This window comes from Variovorax sp. V35, assembly GCF_041154465.1.
GTDB lineage: Bacteria > Pseudomonadota > Gammaproteobacteria > Burkholderiales > Burkholderiaceae_C > Variovorax > Variovorax boronicumulans.
The window spans coordinates 1,572,125-1,594,980 of record NZ_AP028666.1; the positions used below are offsets into that span (position 1 = coordinate 1,572,125).

General features: G+C 68.4%; 19 protein-coding genes and 2 pseudogenes. 8 read left to right on the forward strand and 13 right to left on the reverse strand.

Going from position 1 to position 22,856, the window contains the following annotated elements; translation table 11 throughout:
* Window positions 1–210: 210 nt before the first annotated feature.
* The gene (locus ACAM42_RS07205; protein WP_369631581.1) at window positions 211–789 is read right to left on the reverse strand and encodes a hypothetical protein; all 579 of its coding nucleotides are present in this window, start codon (window positions 787–789) and stop codon (window positions 211–213) included.
* Between the two features lie 154 nt (window positions 790–943).
* Between ACAM42_RS07205 and ACAM42_RS07210 the strand changes: the two are divergent.
* Window positions 944–1,156, forward strand: a pseudogene (locus ACAM42_RS07210) (IS5/IS1182 family transposase); the annotation flags it as partial.
* A gap of 470 nt (window positions 1,157–1,626) precedes the next feature.
* Here the strand turns inward: ACAM42_RS07210 and ACAM42_RS07215 are convergent.
* The 5 genes and pseudogenes from ACAM42_RS07215 to iolC all read right to left on the reverse strand — a co-directional run bounded on the left by ACAM42_RS07215 (window position 1,627) and on the right by iolC (window position 8,053).
* Window positions 1,627–3,063: pseudogene (locus ACAM42_RS07215) on the reverse strand (CoA-acylating methylmalonate-semialdehyde dehydrogenase).
* Between the two features lie 113 nt (window positions 3,064–3,176).
* On the reverse strand, window positions 3,177–4,160 hold the full coding sequence (locus ACAM42_RS07220; RefSeq protein WP_307697123.1) for a tripartite tricarboxylate transporter substrate binding protein: 984 nt from the start codon (window positions 4,158–4,160) through the stop codon (window positions 3,177–3,179).
* Window positions 4,161–4,186: 26 nt separating this feature from the next.
* Window positions 4,187–5,164, reverse strand: coding sequence for a tripartite tricarboxylate transporter substrate binding protein (locus ACAM42_RS07225; RefSeq protein ID WP_159275049.1), 978 nt, complete (start codon window positions 5,162–5,164; stop codon window positions 4,187–4,189).
* A 127-nt stretch (window positions 5,165–5,291) separates the two neighbouring features.
* Window positions 5,292–6,086 carry a 5-deoxy-glucuronate isomerase gene (gene iolB / locus ACAM42_RS07230; protein WP_159275048.1) on the reverse strand — a complete coding sequence of 265 codons (795 nt, stop codon included), beginning with the start codon at window positions 6,084–6,086 and terminating at the stop codon, window positions 5,292–5,294.
* A complete protein-coding gene (gene iolC / locus ACAM42_RS07235) occupies window positions 6,083–8,053 on the reverse strand; it encodes a 5-dehydro-2-deoxygluconokinase (RefSeq protein WP_307697122.1) in 1,971 nt (656 codons plus the stop codon). The genes iolB and iolC overlap by 4 nt, the downstream gene beginning before the upstream one ends.
* 121 nt (window positions 8,054–8,174) lie before the next feature.
* On the opposite strand from iolC, the gene ACAM42_RS07240 reads away from it, so the two are divergent.
* A complete protein-coding gene (locus tag ACAM42_RS07240; protein WP_307697121.1) occupies window positions 8,175–9,071 on the forward strand; it encodes a MurR/RpiR family transcriptional regulator in 897 nt (298 codons plus the stop codon).
* 140 nt (window positions 9,072–9,211) lie between these two features.
* Here the strand turns inward: ACAM42_RS07240 and ACAM42_RS07245 are convergent, their stop codons facing one another.
* The 3 genes from ACAM42_RS07245 to ACAM42_RS07255 form a co-directional block, all read right to left on the reverse strand.
* On the reverse strand, window positions 9,212–9,571 hold the full coding sequence (locus ACAM42_RS07245; RefSeq protein ID WP_369631582.1) for a hypothetical protein: 360 nt from the start codon (window positions 9,569–9,571) through the stop codon (window positions 9,212–9,214).
* A gap of 172 nt (window positions 9,572–9,743) precedes the next feature.
* Complete coding sequence (locus tag ACAM42_RS07250; RefSeq protein WP_369631583.1) at window positions 9,744–10,559, reverse strand: class I SAM-dependent methyltransferase; 816 nt, start codon at window positions 10,557–10,559, stop codon at window positions 9,744–9,746.
* Complete coding sequence (locus tag ACAM42_RS07255; RefSeq protein ID WP_369631584.1) at window positions 10,556–10,945, reverse strand: hypothetical protein; 390 nt, start codon at window positions 10,943–10,945, stop codon at window positions 10,556–10,558. Before ACAM42_RS07255 ends, ACAM42_RS07250 begins: the two co-directional genes overlap by 4 nt.
* Window positions 10,946–11,086: 141 nt before the next feature.
* Between ACAM42_RS07255 and ACAM42_RS07260 the strand changes: the two genes are divergently transcribed.
* A complete protein-coding gene (locus tag ACAM42_RS07260) occupies window positions 11,087–14,236 on the forward strand; it encodes an AAA family ATPase (RefSeq protein ID WP_369631585.1) in 3,150 nt (1,049 codons plus the stop codon).
* A 68-nt stretch (window positions 14,237–14,304) separates the two neighbouring features.
* On the opposite strand, the gene ACAM42_RS07265 is transcribed toward ACAM42_RS07260, so the two are convergent.
* The 4 genes from ACAM42_RS07265 to ACAM42_RS07280 all read right to left on the reverse strand — a co-directional run bounded on the left by ACAM42_RS07265 (window position 14,305) and on the right by ACAM42_RS07280 (window position 18,138).
* Complete coding sequence (locus ACAM42_RS07265) at window positions 14,305–14,652, reverse strand: zinc ribbon domain-containing protein YjdM (protein ID WP_369631586.1); 348 nt, start codon at window positions 14,650–14,652, stop codon at window positions 14,305–14,307.
* 147 nt (window positions 14,653–14,799) lie between these two features.
* On the reverse strand, window positions 14,800–15,393 hold the full coding sequence (locus ACAM42_RS07270) for a hypothetical protein (protein ID WP_062473695.1): 594 nt from the start codon (window positions 15,391–15,393) through the stop codon (window positions 14,800–14,802).
* A 49-nt stretch (window positions 15,394–15,442) separates the two neighbouring features.
* Window positions 15,443–17,164, reverse strand: coding sequence for a single-stranded-DNA-specific exonuclease RecJ (gene recJ, locus ACAM42_RS07275; RefSeq protein ID WP_062473697.1), 1,722 nt, complete (start codon window positions 17,162–17,164; stop codon window positions 15,443–15,445).
* On the reverse strand, window positions 17,161–18,138 hold the full coding sequence (locus ACAM42_RS07280; RefSeq protein ID WP_369631587.1) for a hypothetical protein: 978 nt from the start codon (window positions 18,136–18,138) through the stop codon (window positions 17,161–17,163). The genes recJ and ACAM42_RS07280 overlap by 4 nt, the downstream gene beginning before the upstream one ends.
* A 123-nt stretch (window positions 18,139–18,261) precedes the next feature.
* Here ACAM42_RS07280 and ACAM42_RS07285 point away from each other — a divergent pair, with 123 nt between their 5' ends.
* The 5 genes from ACAM42_RS07285 to ACAM42_RS07305 all read left to right on the forward strand — a co-directional run bounded on the left by ACAM42_RS07285 (window position 18,262) and on the right by ACAM42_RS07305 (window position 22,825).
* Window positions 18,262–19,518, forward strand: coding sequence for a lipoprotein-releasing ABC transporter permease subunit (locus tag ACAM42_RS07285; protein WP_062473701.1), 1,257 nt, complete (start codon window positions 18,262–18,264; stop codon window positions 19,516–19,518).
* Entirely contained in the window at window positions 19,511–20,272 is a 762-nt protein-coding gene (lolD, locus tag ACAM42_RS07290) for a lipoprotein-releasing ABC transporter ATP-binding protein LolD (protein WP_369631588.1), read from the forward strand. Before ACAM42_RS07285 ends, lolD begins: the two co-directional genes overlap by 8 nt.
* Before the next feature lie 149 nt (window positions 20,273–20,421).
* Window positions 20,422–21,180: a TonB-dependent outer membrane receptor gene (locus ACAM42_RS07295; protein WP_369631589.1), complete on the forward strand. Its 759-nt coding sequence runs from the start codon at window positions 20,422–20,424 to the stop codon at window positions 21,178–21,180.
* Between the two features lie 7 nt (window positions 21,181–21,187).
* Entirely contained in the window at window positions 21,188–21,706 is a 519-nt protein-coding gene (locus ACAM42_RS07300; RefSeq protein WP_369631590.1) for an RNA polymerase sigma factor, read from the forward strand.
* A gap of 99 nt (window positions 21,707–21,805) precedes the next feature.
* On the forward strand, window positions 21,806–22,825 hold the full coding sequence (locus ACAM42_RS07305; protein WP_369632738.1) for a FecR domain-containing protein: 1,020 nt from the start codon (window positions 21,806–21,808) through the stop codon (window positions 22,823–22,825).
* The last annotated feature ends 31 nt before the right edge of the window (window positions 22,826–22,856 follow it).

A 22,856-nucleotide genomic window follows, 5' to 3' on the forward strand; every position in this document is an offset into this window, starting at 1 on the left:
AGCAGGATGACGCAGAAGCTTGGCTTCGCCTCACGATACGTGCTTTTAAGAGGCACTGAAGTCGACCTTTGTCGGATCAGCGCGTTTCATCTTGAATTCAAATAAATAGAGCAAAAAATCCCTTTCTCTATCCAGTCGAAATGGAAAAATTTCCAATCAATACGAGAAAATTTGTGGCGATTTTCTCATCAGATATTCAATTTGAGATGGTCAATTTTTGGATAAATAGGTTTCTCGAAGAGAGTGCGGGACATTGTGAGAGTCCAGAAACTCTATTATTTCATCTCGCCTAAATCCAATGACTCGAAGTCGCTCTGAATCGCCGTTGTTTTTGTATTTTCCGTCCGAAGGTGAAGTGCTGATTGTTGTTGGAAATCCGCTGTGCTGAGCTTTAATCAGTGAAACTTCAAAACGGTCAATCCATCGAGACATATGGACTAGCATCCTTTGTGCTTCGGATCTTGCCGTACTGCTGATTTTTGGCAGTCCTGTATCTCCCCAATCAAACCAACAAGGCCCACTACCTATTTCGTGAGCATTGTGCAGGCATTGGTCAAGTTTTGCGGCGGCGTGCGACTCTTGAAATATAATTTCAATATGATGATTGAGGCTGGAGATTTTAATTGCATGCAAGCGTGCCACTGAGCGTGCAGCGAATTTAAATGGGCTTTGTGCGTTAATTGGAAAATTTGCAAGTGAAAGCGGGCCTTCATCGCCCCAATTTTTTGGTACATGTTTTGAAATTGATTCAACAATATCTGATATGGAAACAACGTTTACCAAGCTCATAGCATTACAAAGATGATGGGGTTGTCATCATAGAGCCCGATCCAGTCCGCCCTGGACAACGCGCTTGGAGACTCGTAGCATCTTCGGGCGTGAGATTTGCAGGATATTGCGACGTTGAACGCCATTACCTTGCAAATTCCGACGAGGTTTGATGATGAAGGCTCAACCCTCAGCACCGCGGACCGATGAGTTGATCAACATGCGCCTTCCGCTGGTGCACCTGGCCGGCTGATCGACTGGAGTGAGATCGAGCGCACCTTCGGCGGCCCACTTCAGCTCGGGGCGCGGGTGACCTGCACTGCCCCCTCAGCTTGTTGCCGGCCTGCTGTACCTGCAGCACGTCTTCGACGCTTGCGACGAAGCGGTGGCGAGACTTTCGGCCATGGGCCCGGCGGGAGTTTGCCCAGGGCCATCGGTCACGAGTGGGACCTGAGCGTCGCCACGCTTGCCCGCATGACGCACTAAGTGCCGGCGGGCGCCTCGTTGCCGGAACCACCAGGCGGGATGACCGTGATCGCACAAGGCATTCGCGAGCGGCCCGGCATGCTGGATGCGTATCTCGATTACTTCTCGAACGTGACCGAGTCACTCGGAGGCCGGCCGAGATGATCTATTGGGAACGTCCACAAGGCGGACGCGTGTTCCATGCCCCCGTGTCGTGGGGGCTGCCTGGGTCGTGGGCAGCGACCCAGTGTTCGGGAACGTACGGCATCACTTCGGTGTGCGGCCGGGACCGCGATCGCGAAATTGACAGACAGCTGGGCGAGATCCTCGATTCGAAGGACGTGAGTCCACCGTCAGGCCGTCACAGCGACCCTCGGGCAGACGTCGTGTGGATCAGCGCGCCGTCGGCATCACGAATTCCGCGCCCTTGCCGATGCTCTCGGGCCAGCGCTGCATGATCGACTTCTGCTTCGTATAGAAGCGCACGCCCTCTTCGCCATACGCGTGCATGTCGCCGAACAGGCTCTTCTTCCAGCCGCCGAAGCCGTGCCAGGCCATCGGCACCGGGATCGGCACGTTGATGCCGACCATGCCGACCTGGATGCGGCGGCCGAACTCGCGCGCCACGTTGCCGTCGCGCGTGAAGCAGCTCACGCCGTTGCCGAACTCGTGCGCGTTGATGAGGTCGACGGCTTCCTTGAAGGTCGCGACGCGCAGGCAGCCCAGCACGGGGCCGAAGATCTCTCCTTGTAGATGCGCATCTCGGGCGTGACGTGGTCGAACAGCGTGCCGCCCATCCAGAAGCCGTCGCCGCAGCCTTCGCCAGCCTTGTTGCCGTCGAAGCTGCGGCCGTCGACCAGCAGCTTCGCGCCTTCCTTCTCGCCCTGCGCGATGTAGCCGGTGATGCGCTCGTGCGCGGCGCGCGTGACGATCGGGCCCATCTCGGCCGCGAGGTTCTCGCCGTTGAGCACCTTCAGCGTCTTCGTGCGCTCGATGAGCTTGGGCAGCAGGCGGTCGGCCACGTCGCCCACCAGCACCGCGACGCTGATCGCCATGCAGCGCTCGCCGGCCGAGCCGTAACCGGCGCCGATCAGCGCGTCCACGCCTGGTCGATGTCGGCGTCGGGCATGACGACCATGTGGTTCTTCGCGCCGCCCAGCGCCTGCACGCGCTTGCCGTGGCGTGCGCCGGTCTCGTAGATGTAGTTGGCGATGGGCGTGGAGCCCACGAAGCTGACGCCTTGACGTCGGGGTGCTCCAGCAGCGCGTCGACCGCGGCCTTGTCGCCCTGCACCACGTTGAACACGCCGTCGGGCAGGCCGGCCTTCTTGAGCAGCTCGGCCATCAGCAGCGACGGGCTCGGGTCGGTCGGGCTGGGCTTCAGCACGAAGGTGTTGCCCGCGGCGATGGCCACCGGGAACATCCACATCGGCACCATCACCGGGAAGTTGAAGGGCGTGATGCCCGCGACCACGCCCAGCGGCTGGCGCAGCGTCCAGTTGTCGATGCCGGTGCTCACCTGGTCGGTGAAGTCGCCCTTGAGCAGCTGCGGAATGCCGCAGGCGAACTCGACGATGTCGATGCCGCGGCTCACCTCGCCCTGCGCGTCGGTGAAGACCTTGCCGTGCTCGGCGGTGATGAGGTGGGCGAGCTCGTCCTTGTGCTGGTTGAGCAGTTCGAGGAACTTGAACATCACGCGCGCCCGGCGGATCGGCGGCGTGTCGGCCCAGGCCGGGAACGCGGCTTGGGCGGCGGCCACGGCGGCCCCCACCTGGGCGGCGTCGGCCAGGCCGACCTTGCCGGTGACGGCGCCGGTGGCGGGGTTGGTCACGTCCTGCGTGCGGCCGGAGGTGTTGGCGGCGGGGGCGCCGGCGATGTGGTGGTCGATGTTGACGCGTTGGATGCGCAGGCGGCCGGGCGAGACAGTCATGAGGTCACTCCTTGTCAGACGGGCTTGATGCCCAGTTTGTGGATGAGCTGGCGGAAGCTGGCGTTGTCGCGTGCGATCAGCGCCTTGAAGGCCGCTTCGTCCAGATAGCCTTCGCCCATGTTCTGCTTGGCCATCGTCTCGCGCAGCGCGGGTTCCTGCAGGGCCTTGACCATCGCGTTGCGCAGCACCGCGAGCACCTCGGGTGGCGTGCCCTTGGGCGCTGCCAGTCCACGCCAGCCTTGGATGACCAGGTCGATCTGCCGTTCCCGAAGCGTCGGCACCTGCTCCCAGCCGGCTGCGATGCGCTTGTCGGCCATCACCGCCAGTGGTCGGACCTTGCCGGCTGCGACGTAGGTCGCCACTTCGACGGGCGTGACCGCCACCGCTTCGATGTGGCCGCCCAGCAGGTCCAGCACCGCTGGGTTGGCGCCGCGGAACGGTACATGATTGAACTGTGTGCCGGTCTTGTCCTCCAGCGCAGCGGCCGCCAGATGACCGAGGGAACCGGGGCCGGCGTTGCCGACGCGCAATGCGCCGGGCGCCTTGCGCGCGGCGGCCAGGAATTCCTCGATGGTCTTGTACGGCGAATCGGCGCGCACCGCGATGGTGGCCGGATCTGCATTCAGGCGCACGATCGGCGTCACCTCGTCGGAGGTGAACTTCACGACGCCCATGTGGGGGATCATCGTGATCTCCACGGTGATGATCGCCAGCTTGTAGCCATCGGGCTTGGCGTTCACCAGTTCGGCCCAGCCAACGCCGCCACTCGCGCCGGCGCGATTGATGACGATCAGGCTCTGCGAAAGGTGTGGCCGTGCGGCCTCGGCCAGTGCGCGGGCCAGCACGTCGGTGCCCCCGCCGGCGGCGAAGGGCACGATCAACTCGACCGGCTTGCTCGGATAGGCGGCGGGCTGCGCGGCGGCAGGCAGCAAGGCGCTGCCTCCAAGCGCCGCGAGGGCGCCCAGGGCATGGCGGCGGGTGAATGGCGAATGGGTCATGAGAAGTCTCCTTGGAAAGCGTGCCCTCAATCGAGCCGGATGTTGGCGGCCTTGATCACGCCGGACCACAGCTTCTGTTCGCTGCGCACGAAGTCCGCGAACTGCGGCGGCGTCATCGGCATCGGCTGGATGCCGATCTCTTCCAGCTTGGCGCGTGTCTGCGGGTGCTTGAGCGCATCCACCAGTTCCTTGTTCAGTCGTTCGAGCACCGGCGCGGGCAGCCCGGCTGGGCCGACGAGGCCCTGCCATGCGTAGGCTTCGTAGCCGGGCACGCCGGCTTCGGCCATCGTGGGCACGTCCGGCAGGATGGCCAGGCGCTGCGGTGTGGCGACGGCCAGCACGCGCAGCTTGCCGGCCTTGATCATCGACAGGCTGGGCGGCAAGTCCACGAACATCGAGTTCACCTGGTTGGCCATCAGGTCCTGCAGCGCAGGGGCCGAGCCCTTGTAGGCGACATGCAGGATGTCGGTTTGGGTCTGCTGCTTGAACAGCTCGAGCGCCACGTGCAGCGGCGAGCCCGGGCCCGACGAAGCCGAGGACACGGAGCCCGGCGACTTGCGAACCAGCGCCAGGAACTCCTGCACGTTCTTCGCGGGGAACGCGGGGTGCACGGCCAATACCAGCGGCATCCGGCCCAGGCCACCGATGAAGCTGAAGTCCTTCTCGGCGTTGTAGCTGAGGCTGGCGTACATCGCGGGATTGAAAGCCAGCGTGCCCGAGTCCACCGTGCCCACCGTGTAGCCGTCCGGCGCCGAGCGGGCGATGAAGGTGGCGCCGATGATGCTGGCCGCGCCCGGCTTGTTGTCGGCGATGACCGGCTGACCCATCGTTTGCCCCATGCGCATGGCGAGCTGGCGCGCAATCACATCGGTGGTGCCGCCCGGTGCGTAGGGCACGACCCATTTCAGTGGTTGGCGCGGGTAGGCAGCAGGCTGCGCCTGCACGGTGCCGAGACCGGCGAGCAGCGTGGCCGCCAGGAGGCGGAGGGTGGTTCGCTTGTTCATGATGTCTTGTCTCCAGGGTTGTGTATCTGTCTTCTTTTCTCTTTGCCTGCCGCGCGCGGCAGAACTGTCGGCCGCGTCGGGCCGTCGCATTCGTCTCGTGTGAGTCGCAGGTGACTGGCGGCCGGCGTTAGCGCGGCGCCAGCATCCATTCGTGCGCCGGGTCGTTGCGGAAGGCCCAATGCCGCTGCGGGCCGGCCATGGTGTTGAGGTAGTAGAGGTCGTAGCCGTGCGGTGCCACGCAGGGGTGGTAGCCGCGCGGCACCAGGACGGTGTCGCGGTGCTCGACGGCCATGGTCTCGTCCAGGCTGCGGTCGTCGGTGTAGACGCGCTGGAAGGCAAAGCCCTGCGCCGGGTTGAGTTGGTGGTAGTAGGTTTCTTCCAGCACCGTCTCGCCATCGCCCGCGGTGTCGTGCTTGTGCGGCGGGTAGCTCGACGCGTGGCCGGCCGGCGTGATGACCTCCACCACCAGCAGGCCTTCGGCCGGCTCGGTCTGCGGCAGGATGTCGCAGACGTGGCGGGTGTTGCTGCCCTGTCCGCGCACGCTGCGCGTCATCTGCGCGGGCTCGATCACGCGCTCCGGGTGCAGCCCCTTGGCCGGCGCGGAACTCAGCGCCACCTCGGCCGGGCCGCGCGCTACGATGCGCACTTCGCGCCCCGGCGGCACATAGACCGCCGTGGGGGAACGGTCTTCGAACACCGAGCCCCGGCTGCCCAGCGCGCTGTAGCGCCGCGCGTTCACCGTCACGTCGACCTGGCCGGTGAGCACCGTGATGCACAGCTCGCGCGTGCCGGTGACCAGTGCCTCTTCCTCGCCCGCCGCCAGGCGCAGCGCCTTGAAGCCGACGTGCGTCCAACCCGCCGAAACGGGCGTGACATCCGCAATCACGCGCCCTGCCGGCGCGGCCTTGACCAGCAGGCTCATTGCAGTGCCTCCTCGCCCACCGGTGCGGCGACCCGGCTGGCGTGCCAGCCGTCGACCAGACGGAGGAAATTGGCGGCCACCCGGGCCTTGAGGCCGGTGTCGTCGATCTCGCCGCGCAGCCAGGCCTGGCTGGGATCGCACCACACCGAGCGACCGACCATGAAGCCCTTGACCAGCGGCACGCGCGCCTGCGCGAAACCCGCCACCAGGTCCTCCAGCGGCTGCGACAGCCCGAGGATCACCGCACCGCGGCAGTACGGATCGCGCTCGCGCACCAACGCGTCGAGTTCCTCCCACTGGCGTGTCGACAGCGCGCCGACCTTCCACCACTCGGGCCGAAGGCCCAGGTCGTAGAAGTGGCGGATGGCCTGCACCACCGCCTCGCCCATGTCGCCGGGCGCGAGCGTGTCGCGCGGCGGGATCACTTCCAGCAGCAGTTCGTGGCCACTGGCGCGCGTGGCCTCGGCCACCTGCAGCAGCCATTCGTCCTGCTCGTGGCGCAGTGCGGTGGCATCGCTCGGGTGATAGAAGACCAGGCACTTCACCACCTGCTCGCGCGGCCAGTGTCTGAGCTGCGAGCCCAGCGAGCGCATGCCGTCGAAACGCAGCGGGCGCGAGCCCGGCTGCTCGATCGGCCGGCCCAGCCACCAGCCGCGGCCGGTGGCGGCGTGCAGCGCGGCCTCGCCCAGGGCGGGGCGGCCGTCGATCAAAACGCCGAGCCGACCGCGGTAGCCGGGCTCGTCGTGCTCGATACCGGCCACCACCTCGTTCAGCAGGTGCTTGAGGCGCGCCAGGCGCGCCGGCTCGGCACCGGTCTCGCGCGCCATGTCTTCGAACTGCGAGCGATGGTCATAGGCCAGCACATAAAGCTCGGGCCATTCCTTGCGCCGAACACTCGCGCGATGCAGGTGAGCCAACTGCGGATCGAGGTCCGGGCGCGGATGACGGTTGCCGGAGAACCAGTGCGCCAATTCGGCCAGCGTCGGCATCGCGGGCGCGCAGCCGTGGCGTGAAACGACGATGGCGCCGCAGGCATTGGCGATGGCCGCGGACTCGTGCCAGTCCTTGCCGCGCAGCAGCCCGCTCATCAGGCCGGAGGCAAAGGCGTCGCCCGCGCCCAGCACGTTCAGCACCTCGATGCGCTCGCCCAGCACGGTGAGTGCGTCGTCGATGCGCGCCGGCACCGCGCCGTCGACGATGCTGCAGCCCAGCGCGCCGCGCTTGACCACGAACACCGCCTGCGTGCATTCACGGGCGCGGCGCAGGCAGGCCATCAGGTCGCCTTCGACGCCGCCGGCGATCATCCATTCCTCTTCGGTGCCGATGATCAGTTCGAACTGGCCGAGTTGTTCCTGCAGGTGCCGGGTCACCGCCTGGCTGCTCACGTAGCGCGTTTCGCCGTCGCCCCGGCCCGTCAGGCCCCAGAGCACCGGACGGTAGTCGATGTCCAACACCCGCACCGCGCCGTGGCGGCCGGCCAGTTCCAGCGCGCGCCGGCTGGCGGCCAGCACGGTGGGCGTGCTCAGGTGGGTGCCGGTGACCAGCAGGCTGCGGCAGCCGGCGATGAAGTCTTCGTCGATGGCGCCGGCGTCCAGCGCCATGTCGGCGCAGTTCTCGCGCGCAAACAACAGCGGGAAGGTGTCCTGGTCTTTGATGCCCAGCAGCACCATGCCGGTCAGGCGCTGCGGGTCGACCTGCACCTGGCTCACGTCGCAGCCCTCGCGCCGCAGCGTGTCGAGCAGGAAACGGCCGTTCTGCTCGTCACCCACGCGTGAGACCATGGCCGAGGCCAGGCCCAGGCGAGCGGTGCCGAAGGCGATGTTGGCCGAGGAGCCGCCCAGATACTTGGAGAAGCTGGTCGCGTCCTCCAGGCTGCAGCCGATCTGGTCGGCGTACAGGTCGACCGCCAGGCGCCCGAGGCAGGCGATGTCGACCGGGCGGCCCGTGGGAAAGGAAAGGGTGCGCATGAAGCGTTGTCTCCGTGGTGGCGCCGGCGGCGGGTTCAGAATGCCCCGCGCGGCCGGTGGGCGTGGTTCGTTTGTCCGATGCGGCCGATCTTAGCGAAAATAGAAAAATATTTCTAGATAAATGAAAAATAGAATTTCTTCTCCGATCGCGGTGTCGCCAGCCATCGCCGCTGGTCCGTACGCCAGCGCCGAGGACTTCCTGCAGGCCGTGCGTGCCGGCTTTGAAAGCCTGAGCCGCCAACTCAAGCTGATCGCGCGCTACGTGGAAACCAGCCGCGACCGGCTGGCGCTGGACGGCGTGCAGGAAACCGCCAGCGAGTGCGGCGTGCAGCCTTCGGCCGTGGTGCGCTTTGCCAAGCACTTCGGTTTTTCCGGCTTCTCGGAAATGCAGGCGCTGTTCCGCGCCGGCGCGGCCCAGCGGCTGGCGCCCCATCGCGACTACCAGGAGCGCATCCGCTCCCTGGTTGGGGCCGACGCTGCGCCGATCACCCCCGCGCGCATTGCGCACGAGGTGATCGGCGGCAGCATCGAGAGCCTGCAGGCGCTGCAGGCTGGCCTGCCGGACGAACGTTTCGATGCGGCGGTGGAACTGATGCTGGACGCGCCCGCCCTGTGGCTGGCGGCCTCGCGCCGCGCGTTCCCGGTGGGTGCTTACCTGGCCTATGCGCTGCAGCACACGGCCAAGCCGGTGCATTGGTTGCACGGCCTGGGCCACATGCAGCAGGGCGAGTTGCGCGCACTGGCGCCGGGTGACGTGCTGGTCGCCGTTTCGTTCGAACCCTACGCGAAGGAAACGTTGGAGGTGGTGGACGCGGCGCTGGCGCAGGGCGCGCGGCTGCTGGCCATCACCGACAGCCAACTCAGCCCGCTGGCCGGGCGCGCCAGCGCGGTGCTACTGGCCCAAGATGGCGCCACCTTCGGATTTCGTTCGCTCACGAGCACCCTGTGCCTGGCGCAGTCGCTGTTCCTGGGGCTGGCCTATCGGATGGAGTTGGCTTACGAGCGCAGGAGTACCTGAGCGAGACCAGTCACTGGGCTGGGTGGACGGGCTTCGAACTCAAGAACGTCTCGCCCGGCGAATTCCAGGCTTCTCGGCGGCTGCGGGACTGGCTTCTGTGAGGGAGGACTGGGGAGGCTCGCAGGCCTCAAAAAACGGCCTCAATCCGCTCGATGTCGGTATCTTTTAGCGAAATCCACGTACCAGTCGATGCTCTCCGGGTCGGCCAACGCATCGCGGCTCACGACCTTCTCGAGCGCATGGCCCAGCAGCAGCTTCTTGACGGGCAGCTCCAGCTTCTTGCCGGTGATCGTTTTCGGGATCGCGCTTACCTGAATGATTTCGTTGGGGACGTGGCGTGCCGACAAACCCGTGCGCAAGGCCTGCCGGATGCGCTGCGCCAGTGGCTCGTCCAGTGGGATGCCGGGCTGCAACTGAACGAACAGCACCATGTACGACTCGCGCCCGAGGTACTCCAGGTCCACGACCAGGCTGTCCAGCACTTCGGTGATGCCTTGCACGACGCGGTACAGCTCGGACGAACTTGGGCGTGGGCCTGTCCAGCGCCACCAGCGGCGGGGGCGACAGCGGTGGGCGCAAACTTGGGGCGCGAGTGCAGGTGGGCTACGCTTGGTAGGGCGGGCGAAGCCTTCACGCCGCGACTGACCGCAGAAGGCGACGGAACGCCGCGAATCAGCCCACGTCCACCGTCACCCGCAGGAACGTCGCGGCGATCAGGCAGGTGTTGGGGTACTGGCTCTGGTTCTGGCTCTGGAACAGCGTCACCAGCTCCGTGCGCAGTTCGTCGGTGCGCCCCGCCTGGGCTGCCGCGTCGAATGCGTTCATGGTCGGCCCGTAGAACTGCCGGAAGGTGTCGACGAACTCTGCCGGTGAACCCTTGAAGTCGAAGATGTAGCTGTCGCGTTCCCAGCTGATGGCCTCCGAAGCGACGCCTGCCGCGCCAAAGCGCTCGATGATGTTCGGGGTCGAACCCCAGCCCATCGGGCTCACGAAGCCCTCGGGCGGCGGGGGCGCATACGACGAGCTGATCTTCAGGATCTGCGCCACCAGCGTGGGGTCGTTCGGGATCCAGTTGCCCATGAGGATGCGGCCGCCCGGACGCGTGACACGCACCATCTCCCGTGCCACGTCGAAAGGCTTGGGCGCGAACATGGCGCCGAACATGCTGATGACGAGATCGAGCGACTTGTTCTCCAGCCGCAGCTCGCAGGCGTCCCCTTCCTCGAACCGGCAACTGGCCGACAGGCCGGCCTGGGCCGCCCGTCGGTTGCCCGCGGCGACCAGGTTGGCGGCGATGTCCACGCCCAGCACCTGCGCGCCGAGCTTCGCGGCCGGGATGGCGGTGTTGCCGTCGCCGCAGCCGAGGTCCAGCACCTTCATGTTGGGCGTGATGCGGGCGTGCCGCACGACGTCTTCACCGCTCTCGCGCATGCTCTCGGCGATGCGGGTGAAGTCGCCTTTTTCCCAGAGGGCCTTGTTCGGGTTCATGACTTCACCTTCTCGATCATGTGGTCGATCACGTGCGTGTGCTCGTGTTGCGGGCTGAACATCACGATCTCCGCGTCGGCGTCGACCTTGACGTTGTGGCCGGGCGGCCAATAGAACAGGTCGTTGGTCTTCACGGTCTCCTGCTCCCCGGCGTCGTCGGTGGTGGTGATCTGGCCCTTGATCACGAACCCCCAGTGCGGGCACTGGCAGGAGTTGTGGTCGTTCAGGCCCTGGAACAGCGGCGTCGTGTCGACGCCCGCCGACAGCGTGAAGTACTCGCCGCTGATCTTGCTGTAGCCGGTCGCGTCGCCGAAATTCAGACGCTGCCGGATCAGGGCACCGGGAATTTCCATCTTCACGTCGACGGCGTCTTTTGCGATATGCATGAGGTACTCCTTGAGGGTCCGCGGGCGCGAGGGTGGCGCGTCTATTCGTTGCACCCGCCAGATTCGATAGACGGCATACTGATGCTCCACGCTTGGCGTTCCTGAAACGTTCCCGGCCCGTGCCGGGGGAAAGGAATCGCGATGTCGCCCCCACCGACTCCGTCGTCCGAAGCCGTGTCCATCCGGCTGCTGGGCCCGTTCCACCTAAGCGTGGCCGGCGACGACCCGCAGATTCCACCAGTGCCGCTGACCCGGCGCGCCGCTGAGCTGCTGCAGCTGCTGGCATTACAGCCCGGACGCAGCCTGGCGAACGAACAGGTGGTAGAGGCCCTGTGGCCGCACCTGGACCCCGACGCCGGCAGCGCCAACCTGCGCAAGGCCGCGCACCACGCGCGCCAGTTCATCGGCCAGCCCGACGCCCTGGTGCTGCGAGGCGGCCGGGTTTTCCTGTTGCCCGACCACGCGGTGGCGTGCGACGCCGAGCGGTTCGAGCGCGCAGCGGACGAGGCCCTGCACAGCGGCGATCCGCAGGCCTGCAAGGCGGCCGCGCAGCTCTATGGCGGCGACCTCCTGCCGGACGCCCGCTACGAAACCTGGACCGAGGCGCCGCGCCAGCGGTTGCGCGACAAGTTCCTGCAGCTGCTGCGCCAGACCGGCGACCTGGAACGGCTGGTGCGCGAAGACCCCACCGACGAGGCGGCGCATGTGCAGCTGATGCGCGAGGAACTGGCGGCCGGGCGACGCTCTTCGGCGCTGCGCTGGTACGGCCACCTGCGCGACCATCTGCAGCAGACCCTGGACATGCGCCCCGGCCCGTCGGCCGAGGCGCTGTACCGCGAATGCGTGGCGGGCCTGGAGGGCGCCGCGCCGCGTTTCGTCGGCCGTGCCATGGAGCTGGTGCGTGTCCTGGGGTGGCTGCGCGCCAGCCTCGCGGGCCGGCCGGGGGGCGCGGTGGTGCGCGCGCCGGCGGGGATGGGCAAGACCGCGTTCTGCCGCCGTGTCGCCGAAGAAGCGCGGGGCCTGGGCTGGCAGGTGCGCTCGTTGCAGGCCGGCGACTGGACCCGGCCCTACGGCATCGCGGCCGACCTGGTGGAGCCCTTGCTCGGCGAACTGCCCGATGCGGCACAGGCCATCGGTGCGCACGCCCAGGCTGTGCTGGCGCAGATGACCGCCTCGGGCGACGTGAAACCGCTGGCCCTGCCGCTCGGGCGCCACCAGATGGTGGGCGCGGTGCGCCGGCTGCTGCTGGCCACGGCCGCGCACAAGCCGGTGCTGCTCATCGTCGACGACGCGCACGCGGCGGACGACGCGAGCGCCCAGGCGCTGACGCAACTGGCGGCGAGCGGTCCCCCGGTGTTCGTGCTGCTCGCATGCCGGCACGCGCTGCCGCCGCTGCTGGATCGAAACACCTCGCGCTTGCAGCGTGCCGGCCAGCTGGAGGCCCTTGAACTGGGCCCACTGTCCGAGGAGGAAGCGGCACTGCTCGCGGCCCGCTCGGCCGACGCACCGATGACAGGCGAGGCCGCGACCGCCATCGCGCGTCGTGCCGAAGGCCTGCCGTTTGCCGTGGTCGAGCTCGCGCGCGGTGCCGCTACCTCAGACGGCGCCGCGGCGGTGATGTCCCGCAGCCTGTCGTCGGCCCTGGCCGAACGCCTGTGCGACCTGGACCCCGGCACGACGGAGGCCTTGCGCCGGTTGGCGCTGTCGGCCGAGGACTTCGACGTGGCCACGGCCGTGGCGCTGGCCACCGATGAAGGCCACGACGCATTGGCGCGCCTCGACCAGGCGCTGGCCGCAGGCGTGCTGGTGGTCGCCGATGGCCGCTACCGCTTCCGCCACGCCCTCGTGCGGGACGCGCTGGCCGAAGGCATCCCGCCGCACCGGCGTGTGCTGTGGCATCGCGACGTGGCGGCGCGGCTCGCGCAGGGCGGTGCGGCACCGGGCCTGGTGGGCCATCACTGGCTCGCCGCGGGCGATGCCGAGCAGGCGATGCCGTGTGCGTTGGCGGCCGCGCGCCAGGCCTTTCGCCTCGGCGCCTACGAGGACGTGTTGCGCCACGTCGAGCCGCTGCTCGCGCACCGGGCGGCGCAGCCGGAAGCACTGGCGCTGCGTGCCGAGTCCCTGGACGCCCTGGGCCGGCCAGGCACGTTGGCCGCCTACGATGCGGCCGCCGCCGTCGCGGAGGAAGCGCTGTCCCACGAATTGCGCGCCAAGCGAGCCTTGGCGCAAGTGAAGATGAGCGACCCGCCCGGTGCCCTGCAGTTTCTGAAGGATGTGCATCCCACCACGGTGGCGGGGCGCCTCGCCGAAGCGCTGGCGTACAGCGGCGCGGCGGCCCTGGGCTTCGGGGACCCCGCCGAAGGCACGCGCCGGTCGGCCGAAGTGCGTCGGATTGCCTTGGTGACCGGCGACGAAGGCACGCTCGTGATCGCCTCCTGGTCGCAAGCCGCGGCGGCGCACGCGCGCGGCGACCTGCACGGCAGCGTGTGGGCCGACCTGAAGGAGACGAGCCACCTGCCGCAGCTGGCGGTGCGCGTGTTCGACGGTCACCTGTGCATCACGCAGCGCTTTTTGTACGGCTCGCGGCCGTATGCCGAGGTCATCGCCTTTGCCGATGCGCTGGCCACGGAAGCGCAGCGGCTGGGCGCGGCGCGCGGGCATGCGTTCGCGGTCACGTTGCGCGGCGAAGCCTGGCTGCTCAGTGGCCAACTCGACGCCGCCGAACAGGACCTGGTGGCCGGCGGGCGCATGCACCGCGCGATCGGCGGCGCGACCGGCGAAGCGCTGTCGCTGCAGCGTCGCTCGGAACTGGCGATCTACCGCGGGCAGATGGACCGGGCGCGCGGCCTGCTTGACGAAGCGCTCGACGTCGCGCGCCAGTCCGACGTCGGCTTCCACCTGCTGGACCGCATCTACGGCACCCGCATCGCGATGGCCACGCAGCCCGATGCCGCGCTGGGCGTGCTGGAGGAGGCCGAGGCCAACGTGCGCGGCCCGCTGGAAAGCTGCCCCGGCTGCCGAATCACCTTCGCCATCCCGGCCACCATCGCGGCCGCGAGAGCGCACGAACTGGACCTGGCGGCCAGCCACCAACAGCAATCCGAATACCTGGCCAACGTGGTGATGAAGCTGCCGGCCTGGTACGCGTCGCTGCACGAGGCGCAGGCCCACATCGAACGGGCCACCGGCCGTGTCGCTGCCGCACGCGCAGGCTTCGCCGCGGCGGCGCGGGAGTTCCATGCCTGCGGCCATGCGCTGGACGCCGCACGCTGCCGGGAATTGGCCGGCTAGGAAGTCCGCGCGGCACCGGCGTGACGAGCGGACAGCAAGACGCATGCGCCGCATGCGTCAGGCCGGTTTCACGCCTTGCGCACGAATTCCGACTTCAGCTTCATCGCGCCAATGCCGTCGATCTTGCAATCGATGTCGTGATCGCCATCGATCAGGCGGATGTTCTTCGCCTTGGTGCCGACCTTCACGACCAGCGACGAGCCCTTGACCTTGAGGTCCTTGATGACGGTGACGGTGTCGCCGTCGTTCAGGACGTTGCCGACCGAATCCTTGATGACCCGCCCCTCATCGGCCGCGCTTTCGGCGGCAGCGCCCGAGACGGACCATTCGTGAGCGCATTCGGGGCAGACAAGGTTGAGGCCGTCTTCGTAGGTGAATTCCGAATGGCATTGGGGGCAAGGGGGCAGGGTACTCACGGCGGCAGGGGTGGTTCGTATCGGTTGAAGGACGTGGATGTTAGCCCGCGCTCATGGAGGCAGGTCCTGTTGATCCGGCCGCAACGAGCTTGACGTTTCGGAAGGCGCCATCGTGTGTGCGCCCGTGGAATCCGTGGCCGAGGCCGTTCAGTCCAGCGTGTCGAAGAGCCGGAAGATCCACGACAGCTGGTAAGCCAGCGTGCCCGCGACGAAGGCCGTGTGAAAGCGCGGGTTGGCGGAGCGGGCCGCCGCGATGCACAGGCCCACGAGGATGGGCGTGCGGATGAGGTACTCCATCGCAAAGCGGGCGAAGTGCGCCTCGCCCTTGATCAGCGTGTCGACCACGTCGAGCAGGTAGGTGGCGGCCAGCAAGCCGAAGAACCACGCGCGGCGGGCGTAGAAGTAGTCGCGGTAGCTCGCGTAGTCCTGCATGCTGTCGGGAAAGAGCAGCGCGCACAGCAGGAACAGCAGGATCGCGTAGCTGACGATGAAGGCGTAGGTGCCGAAGGTCCAGCTGTCGATCTGGTACAGGCCGAACTCCCACCACCAGAAATGCACCAGCGCCAGCAGCACCGAGGCGACCCAGGCCAGGTGCACGGCATAGAGCCGGTACTGCGTCGGGTGCTGCACGATGCGCGCCACGCCCGACAGCAGCCGGGTCACGCCCAGGCCGATGACCATGCCCATCACGACGCGGATGTGCGGAAAGATGTCGTGGGCCGAGATGGCTTCTTGCTGCATGCGAGAGTGCCCGGTCGAATGGATGGGCCTCCAGTCTAGGCCGCCCGCGTCACACCTCCGCGCCTTCGACCAGAAAGCGCAACCGTCGCACCCCTTGCCACTCGTCCGCATCGAGCCTGAAGGCCAGCTTCACGCGCGGCGGCAGCGGCTCGGTGTGGCTGAACCAGATCGCGTCGATGGGCTGGCCCTGGTGCTTGAGCTTGAGCGCCAGGTGCTTCTCGCCCACCAGCCGCTGCGACACCACCTCGACCTCTTCGCTGAAGGTGGGCGGCGCAAAGCCCTGGCCCCAGACCTCGCGGTGCAGCGTGTCGACGAGGTCGATGCGCATGTATTCGCGCGCGATGGGCCCGTCGGTTTCGATCTGGCGCGTCAGCGCCGCCTCCGCCAGCCATTCGCCGGCCACCTGGGCCAGCGCGCGCTCGAAGACAGGAAAGTGCTCGCGCGCCACGGTGCAGCCCGCGGCCATCGCGTGGCCGCCGAAGCGCAGCAGCACGCCGGGGTGGCGCTTGGCCACGAGGTCGAGTGCGTCGCGCAGGTGAAAGCCCGGGATCGATCGGCCCGAGCCCTTCAGCTCCTGCTCCTTGCCCGGTGCCGCGCTGGCCGCGAACACGAAGGTCGGGCGATGGAAGCGGTCCTTGATGCGCGAGGCCACGATGCCCACCACGCCTTCGTGGAAGTCCGCGCCGAACACGCTGATGGCCGGCGGCGGTGCTTCCACGCCTTCACCGTCGGCCGCGAACAGCGACTCGGCCAGCAGCAGCGCCTGGTCGCGCATGCCGCCCTCGATGTCGCGTCGCTCGCGGTTGATGCCGTCGAGCATGCGCGCGAGTTCGTCGGCGCGGCCCGCGTCGTCGGTCAGCAAACATTCGATGCCCAGCGTCATGTCGGCCAGCCGGCCGGCCGCGTTGATGCGCGGGCCGAGGGCAAAGCCGAAATCGAAGGTGGTCGCGGCCGAGGCGGTGCGCCCCGCCGCCTTGAACAGCGCCGCCACGCCGGCCGGCATCGCGCCCGCGCGGATGCGGCGCAGGCCCTGCGCCACGAGGCGGCGGTTGTTGGCGTCGAGTTTCACCACGTCGGCCACGGTGCCGAGGGCGACGAGAGGCAACAGCGCATCGAGCTTGGGCTGCGTGGCGGTGTCGAACACGCCGCGCGTGCGCAGTTCGGAGCGCAGCGCGAGCAGCACGTAGAACATCACGCCGACACCGGCGATGCTCTTGCTTTCGAACTCGCAGCCGGGCTGGTTCGGGTTCACCATCACGTCGGCCAGGGGCAGCTCGGGGCCGGGCAGGTGGTGGTCGGTCACCAGCACCTGCAGGCCGCGCGCCTTGGCGGCGGCCACGCCCTCGACGCTGGCGATGCCGTTGTCGACGGTGATCAGCATGTCGGCGCCGGCCGCAGCCACGCGCTCGGCGATGGGCGGCGTCAGGCCGTAGCCGTCCACCACGCGGTCGGGCACGAGGTAGCTCACGTGCTTGCCGCCCAGCAGGCGCAGGCCGCGCACGCCGACCGCGCAGGCGGTGGCGCCGTCGCAGTCGTAGTCGGCCACGATGCACAGGCGCTTGTCCTGTGCGATGGCGTCGGCCAGCAGCACGGCGGCTTCGCGCGTGCCGCGCAGCGTGTCGGGCGGCAGCAGGCGGGCAAGGCCGTCGTCGAGCTCGTCCTTGCCGCGCACGCCGCGCGCGGCAAAAAGGCGCGCCAGCAGCGGGTGCACGCCGGCCTGTTCCAGCGCCCAGACGGTGCGCGGCGGGATGTCCCGGGCAATGATCTTCATAGGGACTCCAGCACCTGGGTGGCGCGGTTGCGGTCGAACAGGCCCTTGGCCCAGCGGGCGAGGCCGCGCGGTTGCACGGTGAAAAGCTGCGCGCCGCGGTCGCCGCACAGCGAGAGCGCCACGTCGGCGCCGCGCGTCAGCTCAGCGAGCAGGCCGGCGACGGCGCCCGCATCCAAGGCCTGCCAGGCGGTGGCCCAGGCCAGGCCGTCGTCGTGCAGTGCCGCGTCGCGCAGCGCGAGGTCGACGACCGGCGTGCGCGAAAGGGGCGGCGAGGGCAGGTCGCCGTCCTTCAGGACGCCGGTGCCGCTGAGCCAGAACGAATTGATCGGCGGCACGCCGCGCGCGGTGCGCTCGTCGTTCACGCGCTGCGTGTACAGCAGCATCTGCATCTCGTTCTGCAGCCGGCGCAGCGGCCGCGAGGCGTCGCCCAGCGGCGACCACTGCGAAATGGGGTACCCCACCGCGCGGTCGATGGAGGCCGTGGCCAGCCCGTCGAAGATGGGCGCGCGCGCGAGCCAGCGGCCCGGTGTGTCGGAGGGGTACAGCGCGATGCCGTCTTCCTCGAAGAACGGGTCTGCAACGGTCAGCAGGGCCATCGACTCGGCGGCGTCGATCTCGATGGCGCTCGGGTCGCCCAGCGCCACGTCGTCGATGCCGACCTGCCAGTTGCACAGCGTCACCAGGCCCCAGGCCTCGTGGTCGCCGGGCGCGGCCAGGCCGGTCTTGCGGGCTTCGAGCGCGGCCCAGGGAATGCAGCCGTCGTCGGCAGGGGGCAGGCCGAGCGCGCGGGCCAGCGCGCGTTCGTGCGGCGGGGAGCGGGTGCCGTCGTCCTGCGTGTCGGTGTCGGCGAGCGTCAGGCGCAGCAGCAGGGTTTCGAGGTTCGGCAGCCGCAGGGTCGCGAGCGCCGCGCGGCAAGCCGGGGAACCGCGGCCGGCAAAGGGAATCAACAGATGACGTGGGAGAGGTTCGGCCATTTCCCTATTGTCCGGGATGCCACAATTCCACCGTATGACCTACCCCCTCGCTCCTCACCCCGAGTATTTGCCGCCCCCCGCGGGTGCGCCCATGCCCCTTGAGGCCACGGGGCGAGGCCGCTGATGCGATTCCCCTACGAACTGCAGCTCGGCTGGCGCTACACGCGCGCAGGCCGGGCCACGCGACGCAACGGCTTCATCTCCTTCATCTCCGGCGTGTCGATGCTCGGCATCGCCCTGGGCGTGGCGGCGCTGATCATCGTGCTCAGCGTGATGAACGGCTTCCAGAAGGAAGTGCGCGACCGCATGCTCAGCGTGGTGTCGCATATCGAGATCTTCTCGCGCGACGGCCAGGCCCTGCAGGACATCGACGCCATCATGGCCGACGCCCGCAAGAACCCCGAGGTGATCGGCGCGGCGCCTTTCATCAACACGCAGGCGCTGATCGCGCGCGGCGAAGACATGAAGGGCGCCATCGTGCGCGGCATCGACCCCGCGCTCGAGCCCGAGGTCACCGACACCGGCGGCATCGCCAAGGGCGGCACCTTCGACAAGCTGGTGCCGGGCGAGTTCGGCATCGTGCTGGGCATCGAGCTGGCACGCTCCATGTTCGTGCAGCCCGGCGACCAGGTCACGCTGGTGGCGCCGGGCGGACAGGTCACGCCGGCCGGCGTGGTGCCGCGTCTGAAGCAGTTCACCGTGGTCGGCGTGTTCGATTCGGGCCACTACGAGTACGACTCGGCGCTGGCGATGGTGCACGAGAAAGACGCCGCCAAGGTGTTCCGCCTCGAAGGCCCGACCGGCATCCGCCTCAAGCTGAAAGACCTGCACGAAGCGCGCGAGGTGGCCGACCAGCTCGCCGTCACGCTGCCGGGCCAGTTCCTCATCCGCGACTGGACGCGCCAGAACAAGACCTGGTTCGCGGCCGTGCAGGTCGAGAAACGCATGATGTTCATCATCCTCACGCTGATCGTCGCGGTGGCGGCCTTCAACCTCGTCTCGACGCTGGTGATGACCGTGACCGACAAGCGCGCCGATATCGCCATCCTGCGCACGCTGGGCAGCTCGCCGCGCAGCATCATGGCCATCTTCGTGGTGCAGGGCGCCATGGTGGGCGTGATCGGCACCGTGGGCGGCCTGCTGCTGGGCCTGGGCATCGCCTACAACATCGACGTGATCGTGCCCTTCCTGGAGCAGCTCTTCCACGCCAGCTTCCTGCCCAAGGACATCTACCTGATCAGCAAGATGCCGAGCGACCCGCAGCAAAGCGACATCATGCCGATCGCGATCATTTCCCTCATCCTGGCCTTCCTGGCCACGCTGTATCCGAGCTGGCGCGCCAGCCGTGTGAACCCCGCCGAGGCCCTGCGCTATGAGTGATGTCGTCCTGAAGGCCCGTGGCCTTACCAAGCGCTTCCACGAAGGCCGCATCGACCTCACCGTGCTGCACGGTGTCGACCTCGACGTGCACGCCGGCGAAACGCTGGCCATCGTCGGCGCGTCCGGTTCCGGCAAGAGCACGCTGCTGCACCTGATGGGCGGGCTCGACGCGCCCACCGCGGGCAAGGTCGAACTGCTCGGCAAGGACATTGCGCATGCCGACGCCGCCGAGCAGGGCCGCTTGCGCAACCATCACCTGGGCTTCGTCTACCAGTTCCATCACCTGCTGCCCGAGTTCAGCGCGCTCGACAACGTCGCGATGCCGCTGAAGATCCGCCGCGTCGAGGCCGGCGAAGCGGCGCAGGCCGCGGCCAAGATCCTCGCCAGCGTGGGCCTGGGCGAACGCCTGCACCACCGGCCGGCCGAGCTGTCCGGCGGTGAGCGCCAGCGCGTGGCCATTGCGCGCGCGCTGGTCACGCAGCCCGCCTGCGTGCTGGCCGACGAGCCCACCGGCAACCTCGATCGCAGCACCGCCGACGCCGTGTTCGCGCTGATGCTCGACCTCGCGCACCGGCACCGCACGGCCTTCGTGATGGTCACGCACGACCAGGACCTGGCCAAGCGCTGCGACCGCGTGCTGCAGCTGGTGGCGGGGCGGCTGGCGGGCGGAGGGTCGGTCAGCCACTCAATGGGCGGCCTCGGCCTTTCCGCGGCGCAAGTGACGCTAGCCACGCCGGGGCATACGAAAGTCTGACGTTGCAACGAGACCGTCACACGCCGGTGACAGCATGCAAGTTTCCCGACTGGCGTGCGCTCCTTGCCGACTCGACTTTTCTCCCTGCCATGGCTTTCGCATCCTCACGGCGGGCGTGACGATGCGCGCGGCATCGTTGCGCCGCGAGGGTGAGCGAGGTGCACCCTGGGTTCGCGGGCTCGGCAGGCCGCAGCGTCGCACTCTGCGCGCTCGCGCTGTCGTGGCTGGCCGGCACGGCCTGGGCGAGCGACGGATCTGCATCACCGCTGCGTGAGGGCGAGGCCTCGGCCGGCGCGGTTCCAGGCGCGGGTGACGCCGCACTGGCGTTCGACATTCCCTCGCTTCCCTTGGCCGATGCGCTCAAGCGCTATGCCGCCGTCACCCGGCAGCCTGCACTCTTTCGCAGCGAAATCCTGGCCGGGCTGACGTCCTCCGCGGTGCGCGGGCTTTACGCCCCCGACACCGCGCTTGAACTGTTGCTGGAGGGCACGGGCCTGGTGGCCGAAAAGGTCCGCACGGGTTCGGCCGTCACGCTCGCGCTGAGGCCGGCGCAGGCCCGGGCGGAGGCCCCGCGCGCGGCCAGCCTTGGAAGCCTGGCGGGCTACCCCAGCCTGCTGCAGGCGCGGGTCTGGGAAGCGTTGTGCGGCAATGTGCGCACGCGGCCGGGAACGTACCGGTCCTTGCTGCGCTTCGAGGTGGACGAGGGGGGGCAGCTTCGCCGGCCGCGCCTGCTCGGCCTGACCGGCGACGCGGCCCGCGACGCCGAGATGCTGGAGGTTCTGCGGGGCGTGCGCCTTGCGCATGCGCCGCCGCCGGACCTGCCGCAGCCTTTGACGCTGCTCATCCTGCCCACCGATGCGCGCGGCGGAACGCGCTGCCGCGAGGCGGCCGGCCGCTCGCCGTCCTGACCTGTCCATGGCCGAAGACGTCCGCCCCGTGCTCATGGACTACCTGTCCAGGCACTACGACGCCCTCAAGCGCCAGCTGGGCCGCGCGTTGCGCAATGCAGACCTGGCCGAGGATGCGCTGCACGACACCTGGCTGCGCGTGAACGACCAGGGCGGAAGCGAGGCAGGGCCGATCCAGCGGCCGGGCGGCTATCTCGTGCGCATGGCGTTCAACATTGCGCTGGACATCCAGCGTCGCCAGAGCCGCAACCTGCCTTTCGAAGAAGTCGATGCGCTGATGGAACTGGCCGACACGGCGCCGGGACCCGCGCGGATCGCCGAGGCGCGTTCGCAGCTGGACGCCGTGATCAAGCTGCTGGACCGCATGCCGGCGCGGCGGCGCGAGGTCGTCGTGCTGGTGCACATGGAGGGACTGACGCAGCCCGAAGTGGCCCGGCGCCTGGGCATTTCCCTGCGCACCGTCGAATACGAACTCAAGCATGCGCACGATTACCTGAGTGCCCGGATGGCCCATGACAAAAAATAGTTGCGGGATCGGCGCGGCCCGTTCGTCGTACGGAGTGAAGAATCGAATCACCCTGGCGCTCGCAGCGGGCCGAGGCCCTGAAGAAGGGGCGCGGCCGTGATGCACGACCCCCTGACGGCACCGGTCGACGATCCCGCCCTCGCGGTCGACACGACGCGGCGCGAGGCCTGGGAATGGCTGCGGCTGCTTCATTCGGGTGCCGTCAAGCCGCAGGACGCCCAGCGCTTCAAGCACTGGCTGGCGCGCAGCCCGGCGCACGCGGCGGTCTTCAAGGAGGCCAGGGCGCAATGGGCCGTGCTCGGTCAGGCCTCTGCCGGCGTGCTTCGCACCAATGCCGATGCCGCGGCGTTTCATGCGCGCCACCAGCCCCGGCCGGTGCTCGCGCGCCGCGCCTTCCTCGGTGCGGCAGCGGGCGCGGCGGCCATGGCCGGTGTCGCGGGCGTGGCGGTGTTCCATCCGTCCGCGGGCCTGTGGCCTGCGCCGGCGGGGTGGGGCGGCGACTACCGCACCGCCACCGGCGAGCAGCTGGAGGTGGGCCTCACCGAACGGGTGCAGGTCACCCTGAACACCCAGACCCGCATCCGGCGCCGCACGGTGGACGGCCGGACGACCGGCGTCGACCTGCTCGAGGGCGAGGCCGCATTCGATCTGTCGTCGGCCAGTGGCGCGCGGCCCTTCGGCGTCGTGGCCGGGGCCGGCCGCAGCCTGGCCGAGTCGGGGCGTTTCGAGGTCCGCTACCTGGACGCCAAGGTGTGCGTGACCTGCATCGAAGGCGCGGTGCGCGTGGAGCATCCCGCGGGCGCGCGTGAGCTGCGCGCGCGCCAGCAGACGGTGTACGACGGCACGTCGGTGAGCAGCGTGGCGCTGGTCGGCGCTGCCAACCTGTCGGCCTGGCGCAAGGGCGAGCTGGTGTTCACGCAGGCCCGGTTGTCCGACGTGCTCGACGAGATCAACCGCTACCGGCGCGGCCGCGTGGTGCTGATGAACACGGCCGCGCGCAGCCGCCTGGTCACCGGGAGCTTCTACATCGCATCGCTCGACCTGGCGCTGGTGCAGCTGCAGCATGCCTTCGATCTCGACGCCCGTTCGTTGCCGGGCGGGTTGACCGTTCTCAGCTGAATCGGACGGCCGTGGTGCGCGGCCTGAAAAA